The following is a 16,501-nucleotide window of genomic DNA, read 5'->3' as shown; positions in this document are numbered from 1 at the left end:
GCTGCCAACCTTCGCCGGAGCCTTGCCATGGATGCCAGACCCACCCCCGTGACTGCACGATTTTTGCGGACGCCCGATGCTGCAGTGCACCTCGGGCTTTCGGCCCGCACACTCGAAAAGCACCGCTGTTTCGGGACGGGGCCAGTCTATCGCAAGCTCGGTGGCCGGATCGTCTATGCGGTGACAGATCTCGACGCATGGGCAGAGCAAGGGCTGCGACGGTCAACCAGCGATCCCGGAAAAGGTATCGTCCACCCAGCCAAGCGTCTTGATGGCTATACTCCGCCGGTCCGGCGCTGAGGCACGCAATGCGACGCCTGTCCGCCTTCCCAGCCAAGCCTGCTCAGCTTGACCTGTTCATGTCCCAGGGCCGCGATATTGCCGCGCGCGACGCGCAGGACCTGATGGCTTGGCCGTTCTTCAGCCTCGCCAAATCAAAGCGAGTCCGTCCGATCGATTTCCGGATGGGTGAGGTTTCGATCCTCGTCGAGGCGACAGCCGAACATGGCATGGCGACTATCTGGGACGCTGATGTCCTCATCTGGGTAGCGAGCCAGATCGTCGAAGCGCGCGATGCCGGTCGGCCTACCTCGCGGTTGATCGCCGCGACCCCGCACGAGATCCTTGCTTTCACCCGGCGGGGCACAGGCAAAGCCAGCTACGAGCGGCTGAAGGCCGGGCTGGATCGCCTGCAATCCACCACCATCGCGACCTCGATCCGCCAGCATGACGCGCGGCGGCGGCACCGCTTTTCCTGGATCAATGAATGGAAGGAGCGTCTCGACCATTCGGGTCGCGCGCTCGGGATCGAGATGATCATCCCCGACTGGTTCTACGAAGGCGTGATCAATCAGGCGCTCGTGCTCACCATTGATGCCGACTACTTCGCACTGACCGGTGGTCTGGAGCGCTGGCTTTACCGCCTCGTGCGCAAGCATGGGGGCAAACAGCGCGGAGGCTGGAGCTTCGACTTTCAGCATCTGCACATGAAGTCAGGTGCGCTCTCGCCGCCGAAACGCTTCGCATTCGAGCTGCGCGACATCGTCCGCCGCCAAGCGCTGCCGGGATACACGCTCACCATCGAACATGCACTCGGCCGCGAACGGTTGAACTTTGTCGCTGTCCGGCCCGACCCGATCGACGCCGCAATGCGCCGTCTCGGTCTGCGGACCACCAACCATCACCCTGTGGATATGTCATGATGCAGCACGGACTATCAGGAACCGCCACACTCGGACCATCAGGAACCGGAAGTTCGGACTATCGGGAACCAAAACGCCGTCCAAATTACGGGAAAACATCGGCAATTTTTGCCCTTAACTATCCTAACAAAGAATCCTTCGGATTCTTGCTAACGGCTGCGAGCCTGTGGACAAAAAGCGGGGCGGACCCCGAAAGGCCTGCCGGTACGAGGATGGGTGATGACCCGCAGCTGACCCATGTGACGCTGGTCTGGCGCGAAGGCCAGCATGAGGACTGGATCAAATTCGGCAGGCCCGTTGCCGAACGGATCGTCAGCCGTAGCGAGCGAATCGAGAGCTATATGGCGGGCCAGATGTTCGCCTTGGTTCGCTGGGCGTCCAACGATTATGGCACCGTCCGTTCAACCTTGGACATCGTTCAAGCTGTCAGCCTGGGCAAGCAATGCGCAACCGTGCCGCAGGTCGACCCCGGCGGAGAGCTGCTGCTTTCGGTCCATGGCTGGCCCAAGGTCGCGCAAGTCTTCCGCCTTATCGATGCCATCGAAGCGTCAGGCATAGACCCCTGTGATGTTGCTCCGGAATATTGGCGACACATCCACAACAGGATGGCGGGCCGACTTACCCCGCGCGACTACACGCCCGCGCGGCACCAAGCCTGGCTCCAGCGCAAGGCACTTCTGCCATGAAGCGGCGCAGCATGATATTTGCAGCCATCGTAAGTTGCGCAACGCTCACGACGTTGGCCGTGCCAGTCGCGCGCTTCGCCGTGTGGAATGCGACCGCCTCGGTCCCCACTGGACTCTACGCCATCCGTGGCAAGGCGAGCCTACATGTAGGCGAGCGGGTGGCCATTGAGCCGCCGCCGGAATTGCGCCGCTTGCTCGCCGAGCGGCATTACCTCCCGACAGGCGTCCCGCTGCTGAAGCGCATCGCAGCTGTGCGCGGCCAGCGCGTCTGCCGAGATGCATTGAGCATCACGATCGACGGCCAATATGTCGGCGCGGCGCGTCCGCAGGACCGTCTGGGGCGCCCACTGCCGATCTGGGCCGGCTGCCATGTGCTGCGCATCGGCGAGCTGTTTGTCATGAACCCGGCAGCGCCCGACAGTTTCGATGGGCGCTATTTCGGCGTGCTGCGTCTGACCCATGTCATTGGTCGCGCGGCCCCAGTCTGGACCGATGAAGCGGGCATTGGCGACCATGTCTGGTTCGCCGATCCGCGCACCTCCGACGCTTCTTTACCCTCAACCCAAGGAGATTGACCCATGCGTATCGGAACTTTTCGTGCGGCCGGTGGCGGCTACAACGGGCAATTGCGGACGCTGTCGCTCAGCATTGAGATCTCACTCGTCCCGGCAGACCTATCGGATAGTGAAAATGCTCCGGACTTCCGTGTGGTTGCTGGCGAAGATGAAGGCGCGCGCGAAATCGGCGCAGGCTGGAAGCATGTCGGGGAGAAGGCTGGCGACTATGTCAGCTTGCAGATCGATGATCCCTCATTCTTGCAGCCGCTGCGGGCCAACCTGTTCAAGGGCGATGACGACGGCCATGTTTTGGTGTGGTCGCGTCCCTCGCGGCGCGAAAAGGCGAACTGAGCCATGCAGCTACGCCGCTTGGGCTTTGCCGCCTTGGCTGCGCTCGCCATGTTCGGTGCCGCGCCTGCCTTTGGGCAGGACGCTGCCGACCCGGCAGCGCCGCGCACCGTCGACATTGCAGCGCACGTTGCTGAGGCATCGCTGCGTTTCGGCATCCCGGAGCAATGGATCTATGCGGTCATGCGGGCCGAGAGCGCTGGCCGGATCGGCGCGGTATCGTCGGCCGGAGCGATGGGGCTGATGCAGCTCATGCCTGGAACCTGGGGGCGCCAGCGCGCCCGTTTCCGTCTCGGCAGCGACCCGTTCGATCCGCGCGACAACATTTTGGCAGGCACCAGCTATCTTCGCGAAATGTACGACAGTTACGGCGCCTACGGCATGCTCGCCGCGTATAATGCAGGCCCAGGGCGCTATCAGGAGTGGCGCGATCGCGGTCGCCCCCTTCCTGCCGAAACCCGCGCTTATGTCGCAAAAATCGCACCGATGCTGCAATCCGACAGCATAGCAAATGTCGTCGCCAGCGCGTCGCCTGCGCGGCCCGTGCGCATTGCGTGGACGCAAAGCGGGCTGTTCGCGGCGCGAACTGCCGCGACCGAGTCAGCGCCGAACGCGGACATAAGCGAAGGAGCGGCGGCTGCGCCACCTGCTTCGCTGCGTCCGCATGGCGGCCTATTCGTCCCTGTCTTGGGGAACCGCGACCAGTGATGGGCCACCTCCCATCTGGCGCGGTATGGCGTGGCCTGGCGCAAAATTGTGCGGAAGCGGGGTTGCAGGAAAGGATGGGTCAGGAGGATGGCAAGATGAAAGCGGAGCCAGCCGCCGGGGTGTGGGGCCGCAGAATTGCGGGATTTTCACAGCCAGCCGCCCTGCCCCATGGCTGGCTCCAGTCTCGACAATCATCGCAATTCCGCCGTTCGATGAGCCAGCCGCTGTATCGCATCGCTTGACCTCATGAGTGATGACGATCTTGAAATCAGGCCCGGGCGCATCCGCGATCGTAGTTCCGGCCAGGGCAAAGCGCGCACTCTCAAAGCCCAACTGCGGGCGCTTGCCAACCGGTCAGGACATGGCGGCCGAGCGGGTGGTTCCGGATCGCGGCGCAGCACCGGTCGCCTTGCCCGAGGCCGCATCGCAAGCCTGCAGGCAAGCTCCCGCGCCAGCCAACGCCGTGTGATCGTCAAGGCGAGGATCGTGCGGCATCGCGGCGCTCGCTTCACTGCAGCGCCGCTGGCAAAGCACCTGACCTATCTCAAGCGCGATGGCGTGACCCGCGACGGGAAGGATGCGGCGCTGTTCGGCAGCGGCGATGATACCGTCGACGGCGAAGCCTTCGCCGAGCGCTGCGCCGATGACCGCCACCATTTCCGTTTCATTGTTTCGCCCGAAGACACGGCCGAACTGACCGATGTGCAAAGCTTTACCCGAGACCTGCTGACCCAGATGGAAAAGGATCTTGGCACAGGTCTCGACTGGGTCGCCGTTGACCATTGGAACACCGACAATCCCCACATCCACATTCTGGTCCGCGGCAAGGCCGAGGATGGCCGCGACCTGGTTATCGACCGCAGCTACATCAGCGAGGGCATGCGGGCTCGCGCCGCGCATCTGGTGACCATGGAACTGGGCGCCCGAACCCAGCAGGACATGGATCGAAGCTTGGCCCGCGAGGTGCAAGCCGATCGCTGGACCGGTCTTGATCGCCAGCTGCAAACGCTTGGTGACGGCCTCGGCGGCGTAGTCGACCTGCGCCCCGATCCGCAGCGGATCGCCAACCCGGCCAACCAGCATCTGATCGGCCGCGCCACAAAACTCGAACGCATGGGCCTGGCAGAGAAGATTGCGCCTGGCTGCTGGCGGATAAAGCCAGCACTCGAGCAGACCTTGCGGGAGCTTGGCACCAGAGGCGATATCATCAAAACGATGCACCGCGCCATGACCGGGCACGGCCTTGCCGCTGAAGCGGGGCGACTTGCCCTTCATAATGAAAGGGCGAGCGAGCCCGTCATCGGGCGACTGGTCGAGCGCGGCCTTCACAATGAGCTGACCGGTCAGGCCTACGCCGTGGTCGACGGCGTCGATGGCCGTGTCCATCATTGCAAATTCTCCGACATCGACCTGACCGGCGATGCTGCGCCGGGCGCAATCGTCGAGCTGCGCGTCTGGACTGATCGGCGCGGCCGCGAGCAATCCTCGCTCCTGACACATTCCGATTGCGATCTTGCTACCCAGGAGCGCAGCGGCGGAGCCACCTGGCTCGACAAGCAATTGATTGCCTCGGAGCCTCTGCCGCTCGGTCCAGGTTTTGGCAGCGAAGTCGAGGCAGCGAAAACGCGCCGGCTCGAATATCTGGAAAGCGAAGGTCTTGCCCAACGGCGCGGTGACCGCTTCGCCATGTCCCGCAACCTGCTTGGCACCTTGCGCGAGCGCGACCTCGCCGACGCTGGTGCCGCACTTTCACGGGAGCACGGCCTGCCCTATCGCCAAAGCCGATCATCCGGTGAGGTATCAGGCGTCTATCGCCAGCGCATCCAACTTGCTTCGGGCCGGTTTGCGATGATCGACGATGGCCTTGGGTTTTCGCTTGTCCCTTGGTCAAAGCAGCTCGACCGGCAGCTCGGGCAATATGTGAGCGGCCAGCCGCGGTCAGGTGGTGGCATCGAATGGACACTCGGCCGAAGCAGGTCGATCGAGATATGATGTGGCAAGCTGACCGGTATCAGCCCAATCTTGACAAACGCACCATGTGATGCGTACATTCGCGTCAGGAGAAACGACCATGGCAAGCGCAGCATTCACCCATCATGCGGCCCCGGCAGCAGCAGGCCTGCAGACCTTTTCGAGCGACGGCGACCGCAAGCGTCTGACCGGCGCGGCGGTCAAGGCCGTGTTGCGGCTCGTCGATGCCTGGGGTGGCAGCAATGCCGAAGGCGCCGCGCTGCTTGGCGTGTCCGAGAGCACATGGGACCGCATTAAGGCCGGCAAATGGGACGGCGCCTTGAGTCAGGACCAACTGACCCGCGCCTCGGCTCTGATCGGTGTGTTCAAGGGGCTGCATCTGCTGTTTGCCGACGCGATGGCCGACCGCTGGCCGCGCTTGCCCAACCGGGCGCCGGTCTTCGGCGCGAAGTCGCCGGTCGAGGCGATGATTGAAGGCGGCATTCCCCGTATGCTCGAAACCCGGCAGTATATCGACGCGCTGCGTGGCGGGCTCTGAGCCGCAATCCGCACTGCCGCTGGTGCGTGAGGCATTCCCGCGCACCATCAGGCTTGTGGCCAGCGCGCGGCTGCGCGAAGCCGTGCTCGCGCCGCTGGCCGACGATCCCGACGAGTTGGTGCTGCTTGCCGAGATCGAAGGCGCGACCAGCGGGCGGTTGGTTGCTGAGGAGCGCGGGCTTGGCGCGCTCAGCCCTGAAGAACTGGTTCACGGCGTCCCCCATTCCCGTTTCATCAACGCCAGCTTCGCTTATGCCAAACCGCGCGAGCCGATGCGCTTCAACCCTGCAGACCGCGGTGCATGGTATGCAGCGCTGGCGGTTGAAACCTGCATTGCAGAAGTCGGGCATCACCTAACCAAGGCACTTGCTGACGCTGGCGACTTCAACGCGGTTGTCGAATATAGCGAAATGCTGGCGAGCATGGCCGGCGTGTTCGTTGACCTGCGCGAGGCAGCGGATCATCCCGCGCTCGATGCCGACCCCGCGACCGGATATGCCGCTGGCAATGTTCTAGCCGCGCAGGCACGCGTCGAGGGCCACAACGGCATCATCTACCCCTCGGTCCGCCACACAGGTGGCACCTGCATCGCTGCGCTCTGGCCAAACGTCGTGCAGTCGGTGGTGCAAGGCGCAATGGTTCGGCTGACTTGGTCGGGCACACCGGATTATGCGTGGGAGCCGATCTAACGATCTGCGCAAACCTGTCCGTTTCTACGCCAAGGCCTTCACAACCCAACTCCTCGCTTGCCAACTTCTCCGAAGCTCACCGACCTAGGCGTGAACGAAGCGGAGTTGCGCTATGTCGGCTGCCAAAATCCTGTGGGGTCAGATCCTCGCGGTACTGATCATCATTGTTGCGAGCGTCTGGTCGGCAACCCAATGGACAGCCTCGCAGCTCGGGTTCCAGCCAGAGCTCGGTGCGCCCTGGTTCCGTTTGTTCGACCATCCGGTCTATCGCCCCTATGACCTGTTCTGGTGGTGGTTCTCGTTCGACGCCTACGCTCCGCAGATATTCGATACCGGGGGGATGATCGCCACCTCGGGCGGGTTCGTGGCAATCGTGGTCGCCATCGCGATGTCCGTCTGGCGCGGCCGCGAGAACCGCAACGCCAACACCTACGGAACCGCACGCTGGGCAACCCGCGATGACATCCGCAAGGCCGGATTACTGGCAGACACCGGGGTAGTGCTTGGCCAGTTTCAGAACAACTACCTTCGCCACGACGGGGCTGAACATGTCCTGTGCTTTGCTCCGACACGCTCCGGCAAAGGCGTCGGCCTGGTAATCCCGACCCTGCTGACCTGGTCGGGCTCGGCGATCGTGCATGACATCAAGGGCGAGAACTGGGATGTCACTGCCGGTTTTCGCAGCACGTTCAGCCGAACCCTGCGTTTCGATCCAACCAGTCTTGAATCGTCCGCTTACAACCCGCTGCTTGAAGTGCGCCGCGGCCTCAATGAGGTGCGCGACGTGCAGAACATCGCTGATATCCTGGTCGATCCGGAAGGCAGTCTCGAGAAGCGCAATCACTGGGAAAAGACCAGCCACGCGCTGCTGGTCGGCGCAATCCTTCATGTCCTTTACGCCGGTGCCGACAAATCGCTCGCTGGCGTTGCGGCTTTCCTCTCCAACCCCGACGAGACCATTGAGAACACGCTCTATGCCATGATGGACACCCCGCATCTGGGTGAAGCAGGCCCGCACCCGGTCGTTGCCAGCGCTGCGCGCGAACTGCTCAACAAGTCTGACAACGAGAGATCGGGCGTGCTGTCGACCGCGATGTCCTTTCTGGGCCTCTATCGCGATCCGGTCATCGCCAAGGTCACCAGCCATTCGGATTGGCGAATTGCCGATCTGGTCAACGGTCGGCCGACCTCGCTCTATCTGGTCGTGCCGCCGTCCGACATCAGCCGCACCAAGCCGCTGATCCGCCTTATCCTCAATCAGATTGGTCGCCGCCTCACCGAAGAATTCGATCCTGCAACCAAACGCCAGCGCGTGCTGCTCATGCTGGATGAGTTCCCAGCTCTCGGCCGGCTCGATTTCTTCGAAAGCGCCCTCGCCTTCATGGCGGGCTACGGCCTCAAGGCTTTCCTGATTGCACAGTCACTGAACCAGATCGAGCGTGCCTACGGACAGAACAACGCCATCCTCGACAATTGCCATGTTCGCGTTGCCTTCGCGACCAACGATGAGCGGACAGCCAAGCGGGTCTCCGAAGCGCTGGGCACAACCACGGAACAGCGGTCGATGAAGAACTATGCCGGGCACCGACTTTCGCCCTGGCTTGGCCACTTGATGATTTCGCGCTCTGAAACGGCGCGCGCACTCCTCACGCCCGGCGAGATCCTGCAACTGCCGCAGACCGACGAGGTTGTGCTATTGTCAGGAGCACCGCCGATCAAGGCGAAGAAGGCGCGCTATTACGCCGATCGGAGGCTGCAGTCTCGAGTGTTGCCCGCCCCCGAGAACTGCGGCCAGCCTGCGGACGCGCGCGCCACCGATGACTGGAGCGCTCTGCCCCCAATAGAGCCAGACCCCAAATCATCCGAAGACGGCGGGCGCAGGATCGATCCTGCCAATGGCGGCTTGCGGCGGGAGCCTGACCTGCCTGAACATGTCGAAGTGGTTGCGCGGCCCAAGTCTCCAGCAGCCGAATTCGACTTTGCTGAAGCTGACGGCGCAGACGCTGACCAATCAGCCGCAAACAACGAGCGCATCCGGCGCACGATGGAACGCGGCGCACGGCAGGCCTCGCTCGACCTCGGCGACGGGATCGAACTGTGAAGCTGAAGCGTACGTTTCGGCTGCCGCCTGATGTGATCGACCAACTTGCCGAGTTCGCAATGCGCAGGCGCGTCGGCCAGCCCGATGTGGTGGAGGCCGCGCTTAGATCATTCATGTCGCCAGACAACCCTGAGCAGCTCGAGGCAGCGCTCAGCCGCCGCCTTGATCGCATCGACCGGCGGCTTGGACAGCTCGATCAGCAGACTGAGATCACCACAGAGGCTTTGGCCTTGTTCGTGCGGTTCTGGCTTACTGCCAATCCGCCACTGCCGGATAGTGGCCTTGCCGCAGCGCAAGCGCAGGGCAGGGAGCGGTATGAGGGATTTGTCGAGGCACTTGCGCGGCGATTGGAGGGACGATCGCGACTGGGCGATTCTTTAAAGTAGAAGAGGCGGAAAGTAGAAGAGGCGGCATTCACCAACGAGATGTAAATTCGACACACACATGATGGAATGGCCATCTCAGCGTGCGCTCGGCACGATGCCGCTACAGCACAATATGGGGCGCGTCATGGGCCCCTTTCCTACCTGCTAGCTATCCACACTTCAGCACAACAAGGCTCGTGAAGACCTCGCAGCGATTGAACTGCGGAAACAGGACTGAAAGGCCTTGGTCAGATGGGCGTGCCGGACTAGGAAAGAGGGTGAAATGAGGCAGACTTTGTCGATATTTATGGATGATGCGCAATGAAGGCGATCGAACTGTTCGCAGGGGCTGGCGGTCTCAGCATTGGGATTGGGCGAGCGGGCTTCAAGCCTGAGCGCATTGTCGAATGGGAGCCGAATTGCCAGCGCACCCTTCTCGCCAATCGGCATGCCAGTCAGGCGGACGCGAAACGTTGGCCGCTCGAAATCGAGCGTGACGTTCGCGACGCCGACTTCACCGCGCACGAGGGCAAGATCGAGCTGGTATCCGGTGGCCCCCCTTGCCAGCCCTTCTCGGTTGGTGGCCGACATCGCGCCCAAGCGGACCGGCGCGACATGTTCCCGGAGGCGGTTCGCGCGGTGCGCGAGGTCAAGCCTCGAGCCTTCATTTTCGAGAATGTGCGAGGACTGACGCGGGCTCGGTTCAGTTCCTACTACGAATACATCAAGCTACAGATGCAATACCCCGAGCTCGTCGCAATGGACGACGAGGACTGGTCCACGCATCTGCGCAGGCTCGAAAGGCATCATACGAGTTCGAGGGCGGAGCGCGGGTTGGAGTACCGACTTGTTGCGGAGGTATTGAACGCGGCCGATTATGGCGTGCCCCAGAAGCGGCACCGGGTATTCTTTGTTGGGTTCCGAAAGGATCAGGGTATTGAATGGTCCTTCCCCGAAGCGTCTCATTCGCAGGAAGCCCTATTGTGGGATCAGGCCCACGGGGACTATTTCGAACGGCACAACGTTTCCAAGGCGGAGCGATGGTCGAACGCCGAGCGCACCAGGTCCCGAGCAGAGCGGCTTACGGAAAAGCCAGCTGAGTTGCCATGGCTCACCGTACGCGATGCTCTCGCGACCTTGCCCGACCCCGAGCGCAACCCCGCGGAAGCCTCGGGCCTTTCCGGCCACAGGTTCCAGCCGGGAGCTCGCAGCTATCCCGGCCATACCGGCAGCCCATTGGATGACGCCGCGAAGGCATTGAAGGCCGGCGTTCATGGCGTTCCCGGAGGAGAAAACATGCTCGCTCGGCCCGATGGATCGGTTCGCTATTTCACGGTCAGGGAGAGCGCCCGCCTTCAGACTTTTCCCGACTCCTATCGAATCGAGGGCGTCTGGTCCGAGGCCATGCGGCAGCTTGGCAACGCCGTGCCAGTCACGCTCGCCGAACGCGTGGCGCGCAGTGTCGCCCTTGCGCTGCGAAGCGCGGAAAGCACCAAGCAATAGGCATGTCGCGGGATCCTTCAGTAACGAAGGCGAGCAAGATCCTCGCCGAGATCGAGGCGCTGCTTGCCGCCACCGAGGCCGAGGGGCTGACAACCCCGGCGCGGAAGAAGCTGGTCAGCAGCGTTGACGCGATGCGTGATCGTCTTGAGCGCCTTACGCGCAAGATCGATCCCAACGAATTACCCGATGCCTTTTTCGACCCGGCGGAACCCAGTCTCATCGGAAACTTCGTGGCGCTTGCGATGGTGGCCCAGGACCGCAAGCTACTCGGTAGCCTGACCCGCTTCTATGGGTCCGGCGTCTACGCAATTTACTACACAGGGCCCAACCGGCTTTACGCTCCGATCAGCGGGACCGAGACGCCGATTTATGTCGGCAAAGCCGATCCGAAGGGCAATCCCAAGACAGCGATTGATCAGGGTACGAAGCTTGCAGACCGCCTCAACGAACATCGCCGCAATATAGAGAAGGTCGAAGGTATCGAAATCGAGGACTTCGAATGCAGGGCGCTGGCCGTGCAGACAGGCTATCAGGCAGCCGCTGAAAGTCACCTAATCCGAATGTTCCGGCCGATCTGGAACAACGAGACAGGCATTCTTTACGGGCTCGGAAAGCACGGTGATGACGCCACTACACGAGCCAACAACAAGTCGCCCTTCGATACGGTCCATCCCGGCCGTAAGTGGGCCGCTGGCAACCCTGAAAATCAGACGGTCGGCGAGATCGAGGCGAAAGTGCGCGACCATTTCCGGTCCGCGACGGTGTTCCGGGACAGAAACGCGGTGCTTCAGGCATTCGTCGATAACATCAAGAGAGAAGACCGCCTCGATCGCCAAGACCCCGCCGCTGCACCCAAGGGCGAAGACTAGACTCATCCTAGCTCGGCTTCGCTTCTCCAGCGCTCCATCCCATCACGCTTGCGTCATCTCCAAGGCTGAACGGTTCTTGTCGCGAGCATGGCTTTGGCGAGATCTCGACCATCTGAAAGCCTGCAACTGGCAACGACGCGGCCGTAGCTCTGCCCATTTGCCGAACACCGCATTGCCGGTGCGCGCACGATGATATGACCGGTGTCGCGCTGGCCCTTCCGCCCGCCGAATAGCCGGATCAATGCGTCCCTTGTCGCGACTGCGGAGGCCGCTGGGCATGGGTGTCCCCGAGAGCAAGTCCCGTCCATTTCGCGAGCTGCAATGCCGGCGATGCGGATCTTTGGCCCCTCCTTGCACCAGATAGGGCCGTCCCCATCCCAGACGGCAACGGGTGTGCAGACAAAAGTTGCAGCCGAGGCGAGCGCGAGAAGTCCCATTGGTCGTGTCCTGTGTTCGCAATGGTCAGCTTATGCCGCCTCGCGGCCTTGCTGATCGCGATTGTCGTTGTCGGGTTGTGCCTTTCGAGATGCTCCCATGGAAAGAAACGCGCACAAGCGCTCCTCATCCTTTGCCATCCTGTATTTCGGGTCTTGGGTGAGGTCAGACCGTATGGCGTCAAGCTTAGCCCTCAGCTTTCCCGTCCTATCGTCGCTATACAAGGCGTCCCTCGTCCCAAACCTGCGAAGCATATGGCCAAAGGCGAGCAGCAATTCCGGGTGCTGATGAATGAGATGATGGCCTAGCTCGGCGAACCTCTTGTATCGGAACCCCACCGGCTTCCCTGCCCTCGCACTCTCGATCAAATGGACGATGCGAGTGGCTGTCTGCAGATCAGGGTATTCCCCTTCGAGGCCGAATCCTATGGAACAAAGGCGATCGTTGAGAAGCAGCCATTCCTTGTGCCGTGGCGGGTAGACGTCATCACGCGAGGCATCGAGAACGAAACAAAGCACTTGCTCGCGCAGCTCATTCTCCCGGTCCTCCCGGGCTTGCCTTTCAGTCGCCTCGGCAGCGGCGATCCTTTCCAAGCGGGCCGCTCTGAGTTCTTCGCCGAGTCTTGCCGCCTTGTGCCCATAGTCGAACGCGATAATGGTCTGGCGGTCCACATCGACCGTGACCTCATCCCAGCAGACCAGGCGCTCGACCCACTCATCGACGATCTTATCGCCCTGTATCAGCGGCTTGCGATACCAGCATGTCATGATGAAGGTCCCTGCCCTTTCGGACGCAGCAGCACTTTTTTCATCGACCACGAAAACGTTGGAGTTGTTCCCGAAAAGGATGTCGTCATCCGTCATGCGCCGATAGCTCGGATGGAAAAACGGCAAGACCCAGACGAGCGCCGCCCCTTCGGCCCGATAGAATTCCTTCCGGCTCAGCACGACGTCCATGAAGGTTGTGCTCAGCTGCACCTCGAAGGCCAGTCTGTCGGTGTCCGTCCGGGCCGAAACGTCAGGTCGGCGGAGGCCGCAGAGACCTTCGCTCGCTCTCCAGGTCCTTTCTGAGGCCACATCCTTGAACCGTGGATCGGCTGAGAGGCTCCGCAGAAGAAGTGCCTTGACCCGCTTGTGCGCCCCGCTTTCTTGGGCACCGCGGTACTTCATGGCCCTGATATCAGCTTCGCTCAGATCCGTCCGCGTGACAGCCGGACACGAGCCATCTTCATGGCGATGCCGGAAGAAGAAGCGCTTGGTCGTGCTGCAAGCCAGATAGCCTGGGACACCGCACATCGCGCAGACCAAGCGAGCTTCGTCACTTTTGACGAGCGCCTTGAGTCTCTGGCGTAGCAGGATTGCGCGTTCATACCGGAATGCCCGGATCAACCGGCGGACATTGAGCACATGGCCAGTTCTCGGATTCCTGACCGCGTCGATTTCCGGCTTTGTCACCGCCTCGGCCCATGCCAACGGATCGACTGTCGTGTTTCCAACCATGGTCATCTCCTTTCCTTGAGGCAGAACCCTTCGCTCGCACGGCGAGCCTAACAGCGTTCCAGTCGCGCGCCCGTTTGTTTGAGCCCCCAGCGTCGCTCGACATAGAATTCGAGCGACCTACGGACTTCGAAGCGCAGAACTTCCTGGGTGAACCCATATTCTAGCCGGACAGCGGCCTGTTGCTCTTCCGTCAGGCTGCTCAGCGGCCGAAGCCGAATTTCAACGAACTCTTCCCATTCTTCATCGCGCGGAAGGTCTTCGTCGACCGGAGCCACGGCAAAGGTGCTGTCAGGCAGGACCCGAACCGGAACGTAGTCACGCCATTCCTCACGGCGGAAGCTCCACGCCCGAACGTGCAGACGCTCTCCGTCGTAGGCAAAATGCGCCGGCGCGATCCATTGGTTCTGACGCAGCCCACTCGACATCGACACATAGCCGATCTCGATCTTCTGCCGCTGCTCGATCGCCTGCCAAAGGCGACGCATCACAAATGGCGGGCACTGCCGTGCCGGCGAAGGAAGTACAGAAAGGCCGCTCGATGTGGGATGACCAACAAACTCATCCGGTGAGCCTGCATCCTCCACAAAAGGCAGGCCGCGATGGTGGGGGTCGGCAACATAGCACTTTCGCACTGTGTCATAGCGAGGCTTCGGCTCTGCAACCCGCTCGAGATATTCCCTCAGGTCGATTGCTGCCTGCGGAGACGAGATCCCGAAACGCTCGATGAGATCCTTGCGATTCACCTGTCCGCGCCATGTCAGGCACCGGTCAAGATAGACTAGGCGGGCAAGCATTGCTGGCTTGAGTGCAGGTTCGTCCATGTCCGAACCCTACTTGACGCACCATCACAAGTCTATATAAATTTTATATGCACTTGGATTCGAGGACAGATTAATGCGCATCTTGCACACCAGCGACTGGCATCTGGGCCGACAGTTCCATGGCCTGTCCCTCGATGATGACCACGAGCACATCCTCGTTCAGATCCTCGCGATGATCGATGACGAGCGCCCCGACGTCTTGATTATTGCCGGCGACATCTTCGACCGGGCAAACCCGCCCCAAAGCGCAATCACCCGCCTCTCGCAGTTCCTCATAGCGGTGCGGGCAGCATCCAATGCGGCAATCGTTATGATCGCAGGCAACCACGATTCTGCGGCGCAGATCGGTGCGATGGGCGTGCTTGCAGATGGCGGCGAGGCAATTGTGCGCGGACCACTGGATGAAGATGAGCGCCCGCTCGTGATTTCTGATGCACATGGGCCGGTGGCCATCTCCGCCCTGCCCTTTGCCTTCGAATATGCCGCGCGCCTGTGCTTCGAAGACGACGCCATCGCCTGCCCTGCGGACGTCATCCGGGCCCAGCTTGCAAGCGCTCGCAAGCACGTGGCCGAGGGAATGCGTTGGGTTGTCGTCGTACACGCCTTTGTCGACGGCGCCGCCACCAGCGAAAGCGAGCGCCCCTTGACGCGCATGGTCGGCGGGATTGAGACCGTGTCGGCGGCGGCCTTCGAGGGCGCGCACTATGTGGCCCTAGGGCACCTCCACCGCCCGCAACCGGTCGGACAGGATCACATCCGTTATTCCGGCGCGCCTAGCGGGCACCCCTGCCCGGTTTGCGGCGCCAGCGACCACCCCGAACCGGCGCATGTTTCCGGAGATGCGGGTGCACTCGAAAAGGCGTGGCGCGATGCTCAGGGAGTAGCCCATGCCGCGTCCAAGGCCGATCGCGAGGCCCAAGCGACAGCCAGTTCCGCTGGTGCCACACTCGACGCAAAGCGTGCAGTCCTGGACGGACTCGCGGAGCCGAAGCGCAGCGCGAGCGACATCGATGGCGAGTTGCAGCTCATTCTTACTCAGATCGATGCTTTGGGCGCGCACGTCGACATCGGCCTTCTCACCCAGGAACTGGATGACGCACGCAAGCGCAAGCTGGCAGCGACAGAGACCCTCCAAGAGGCTCGCGACGCGCTCGGGGGTGCCACGACTGCAGAGGCCTTGGCACGCCAAGCTTACGACGAGAAGATTGCATCAGTCCCCGAAAATCTGCGCCAGCAAGACGGTCTGCAGGCCGCAATCGATGCCGCCACCGCAGACTTGAGCTGCCGGAAGCAGGCCCTTGCAGATGCCGATGCGAAGCAGCGCGAGCTAAATGCCATTGCCATCAAAGCAGCAGCCGCACTGCAGAGCGCTGCGACCGCGGTCAGCGACACCGAGATCGAACTCGCCGCAAAGCAAACCGCATTTGAAGCCCGGCTTACTGAGCTTGGGATGGCAGAGGCAGAATATCGCGCGGCAATCCCCGATATTGCCGAAATCTCCGCACTAGAGAAGGCAATCGCAGGCTTTGACACCGCCCTTGTTGAAGCCCGTGCACGAGAAACGATGGCAAGAAACGCGGTCGGCAATGCGCAGAGGCAAAGCCTCGAGCCCTATCGTCTGAGCTGCGCTCAAGCACAGGCCGCTGTAGACGAGGCGGTGCAGCAGAGCGCCGCTGCTCAGCAGAAACATCAATCGCTGATCGATCTGCAGACCAGTCTGGTGGATCAGCTTGAAACCCTTCAAGCCCTTGAGCAGTCCTCCGGGGCGCTGCGCGGTATCGCAGAAGCCTTCGACGGTCAGAACGACATGCGGACCAGTCTCGAGACGTTCGCCATCGGTGCGATGTTCGATCAGGTTCTCGAAGCGGCGAACCTGCGCCTCGATCCGATGACCAGCGGCCGATATCGGTTCGAGCGCGACACCGTCAGCGTTGGAGGCCGATCGAAGCGAGGACTGGATGTTCGCGTCCATGATATCGAGACCGGGCGGGCCCGCGAGATCATCACGCTGTCCGGCGGCGAGACCTTCATCGCAGCCTTGTCCCTAGCACTCGGCCTGTCCGACATTGTCGAAATGACAAACGGAGCCATCCGGCTCGACACCATTTTCATCGATGAAGGCTTCGGAAGCCTCTGTCCGTCGTCAGAACATTTGGCACAGGTCGCGGCGTAAATTAGCGGAGTGCGGGCCTCGTCTGTTGTTGGGTTTT

16 protein-coding genes are annotated in these 16,501 nt (G+C 61.9%); 14 read left to right on the top strand and 2 right to left on the bottom strand.

Annotated elements, in window-relative coordinates; all coding sequences use genetic code 11:
• Positions 1-27: 27 nt before the first annotated feature.
• From AC0QC4_RS13710 to AC0QC4_RS13650, 13 genes are all read left to right on the top strand, one after another.
• Positions 28-300 (top strand): helix-turn-helix transcriptional regulator, encoded by a 273-nt coding sequence (locus AC0QC4_RS13710; protein WP_066479195.1) that lies wholly within the window; start codon positions 28-30, stop codon positions 298-300.
• An 8-nt stretch (positions 301-308) separates the two neighbouring features.
• The gene (locus AC0QC4_RS13705) at positions 309-1,202 is read left to right on the top strand and encodes a replication initiator protein A (protein ID WP_127692121.1); all 894 of its coding nucleotides are present in this window, start codon (positions 309-311) and stop codon (positions 1,200-1,202) included.
• Positions 1,199-1,888, top strand: coding sequence for a DUF2840 domain-containing protein (locus AC0QC4_RS13700; RefSeq protein WP_483660476.1), 690 nt, complete (start codon positions 1,199-1,201; stop codon positions 1,886-1,888). The genes AC0QC4_RS13705 and AC0QC4_RS13700 overlap by 4 nt, the downstream gene beginning before the upstream one ends.
• Positions 1,885-2,463 (top strand): S26 family signal peptidase, encoded by a 579-nt coding sequence (locus AC0QC4_RS13695; RefSeq protein ID WP_483660475.1) that lies wholly within the window; start codon positions 1,885-1,887, stop codon positions 2,461-2,463. The genes AC0QC4_RS13700 and AC0QC4_RS13695 overlap by 4 nt, the downstream gene beginning before the upstream one ends.
• A 3-nt stretch (positions 2,464-2,466) precedes the next feature.
• Positions 2,467-2,796, top strand: coding sequence for a DUF736 domain-containing protein (locus AC0QC4_RS13690; protein WP_127692118.1), 330 nt, complete (start codon positions 2,467-2,469; stop codon positions 2,794-2,796).
• 3 nt (positions 2,797-2,799) lie between these two features.
• Positions 2,800-3,501 (top strand): lytic transglycosylase domain-containing protein, encoded by a 702-nt coding sequence (locus AC0QC4_RS13685; RefSeq protein ID WP_483660474.1) that lies wholly within the window; start codon positions 2,800-2,802, stop codon positions 3,499-3,501.
• Positions 3,502-3,747: 246 nt separating this feature from the next.
• A complete protein-coding gene (locus AC0QC4_RS13680) occupies positions 3,748-5,493 on the top strand; it encodes a relaxase/mobilization nuclease domain-containing protein (protein WP_483660473.1) in 1,746 nt (581 codons plus the stop codon).
• Between the two features lie 79 nt (positions 5,494-5,572).
• Entirely contained in the window at positions 5,573-6,010 is a 438-nt protein-coding gene (locus AC0QC4_RS13675; protein ID WP_483660472.1) for an antitoxin Xre-like helix-turn-helix domain-containing protein, read from the top strand.
• Positions 5,997-6,698, top strand: a complete 702-nt coding sequence (locus AC0QC4_RS13670; protein WP_481774165.1) for an RES family NAD+ phosphorylase — start codon at positions 5,997-5,999, stop codon at positions 6,696-6,698. Before AC0QC4_RS13675 ends, AC0QC4_RS13670 begins: the two co-directional genes overlap by 14 nt.
• A 112-nt stretch (positions 6,699-6,810) precedes the next feature.
• Positions 6,811-8,799 carry a conjugal transfer protein TraG gene (locus tag AC0QC4_RS13665; protein WP_483660471.1) on the top strand — a complete coding sequence of 663 codons (1,989 nt, stop codon included), beginning with the start codon at positions 6,811-6,813 and terminating at the stop codon, positions 8,797-8,799.
• A gap of 32 nt (positions 8,800-8,831) precedes the next feature.
• Positions 8,832-9,185 carry a CopG family transcriptional regulator gene (locus tag AC0QC4_RS13660; protein WP_483660470.1) on the top strand — a complete coding sequence of 118 codons (354 nt, stop codon included), beginning with the start codon at positions 8,832-8,834 and terminating at the stop codon, positions 9,183-9,185.
• 300 nt (positions 9,186-9,485) lie between these two features.
• Positions 9,486-10,667, top strand: coding sequence for a DNA cytosine methyltransferase (locus AC0QC4_RS13655; RefSeq protein ID WP_058456596.1), 1,182 nt, complete (start codon positions 9,486-9,488; stop codon positions 10,665-10,667).
• A 2-nt stretch (positions 10,668-10,669) separates the two neighbouring features.
• Positions 10,670-11,536, top strand: a complete 867-nt coding sequence (locus AC0QC4_RS13650) for an Eco29kI family restriction endonuclease (RefSeq protein WP_481774161.1) — start codon at positions 10,670-10,672, stop codon at positions 11,534-11,536.
• A 467-nt stretch (positions 11,537-12,003) separates the two neighbouring features.
• On the opposite strand, the gene AC0QC4_RS13645 is transcribed toward AC0QC4_RS13650, so the two are convergent.
• Both AC0QC4_RS13645 and AC0QC4_RS13640 read right to left on the bottom strand, forming a co-directional pair.
• The gene (locus AC0QC4_RS13645; RefSeq protein WP_483660469.1) at positions 12,004-13,476 is read right to left on the bottom strand and encodes a DUF6035 family protein; all 1,473 of its coding nucleotides are present in this window, start codon (positions 13,474-13,476) and stop codon (positions 12,004-12,006) included.
• 41 nt (positions 13,477-13,517) lie between these two features.
• Positions 13,518-14,291: a BrxR family transcriptional regulator gene (locus AC0QC4_RS13640; RefSeq protein ID WP_127692108.1), complete on the bottom strand. Its 774-nt coding sequence runs from the start codon at positions 14,289-14,291 to the stop codon at positions 13,518-13,520.
• 73 nt (positions 14,292-14,364) lie between these two features.
• Here AC0QC4_RS13640 and sbcD point away from each other — a divergent pair, with 73 nt between their 5' ends.
• On the top strand, positions 14,365-16,464 hold the full coding sequence (gene sbcD, locus AC0QC4_RS13635; RefSeq protein ID WP_483660468.1) for an exonuclease subunit SbcD: 2,100 nt from the start codon (positions 14,365-14,367) through the stop codon (positions 16,462-16,464).
• Positions 16,465-16,501: the final 37 nt, after the last annotated feature.

The sequence above is a fragment of the Sphingomonas sp. jy18 genome, assembly GCF_056931895.1.
Note: the sequence above shows the minus strand (reverse complement) of the source record. Positions and strands in the feature narration are given on the sequence as shown.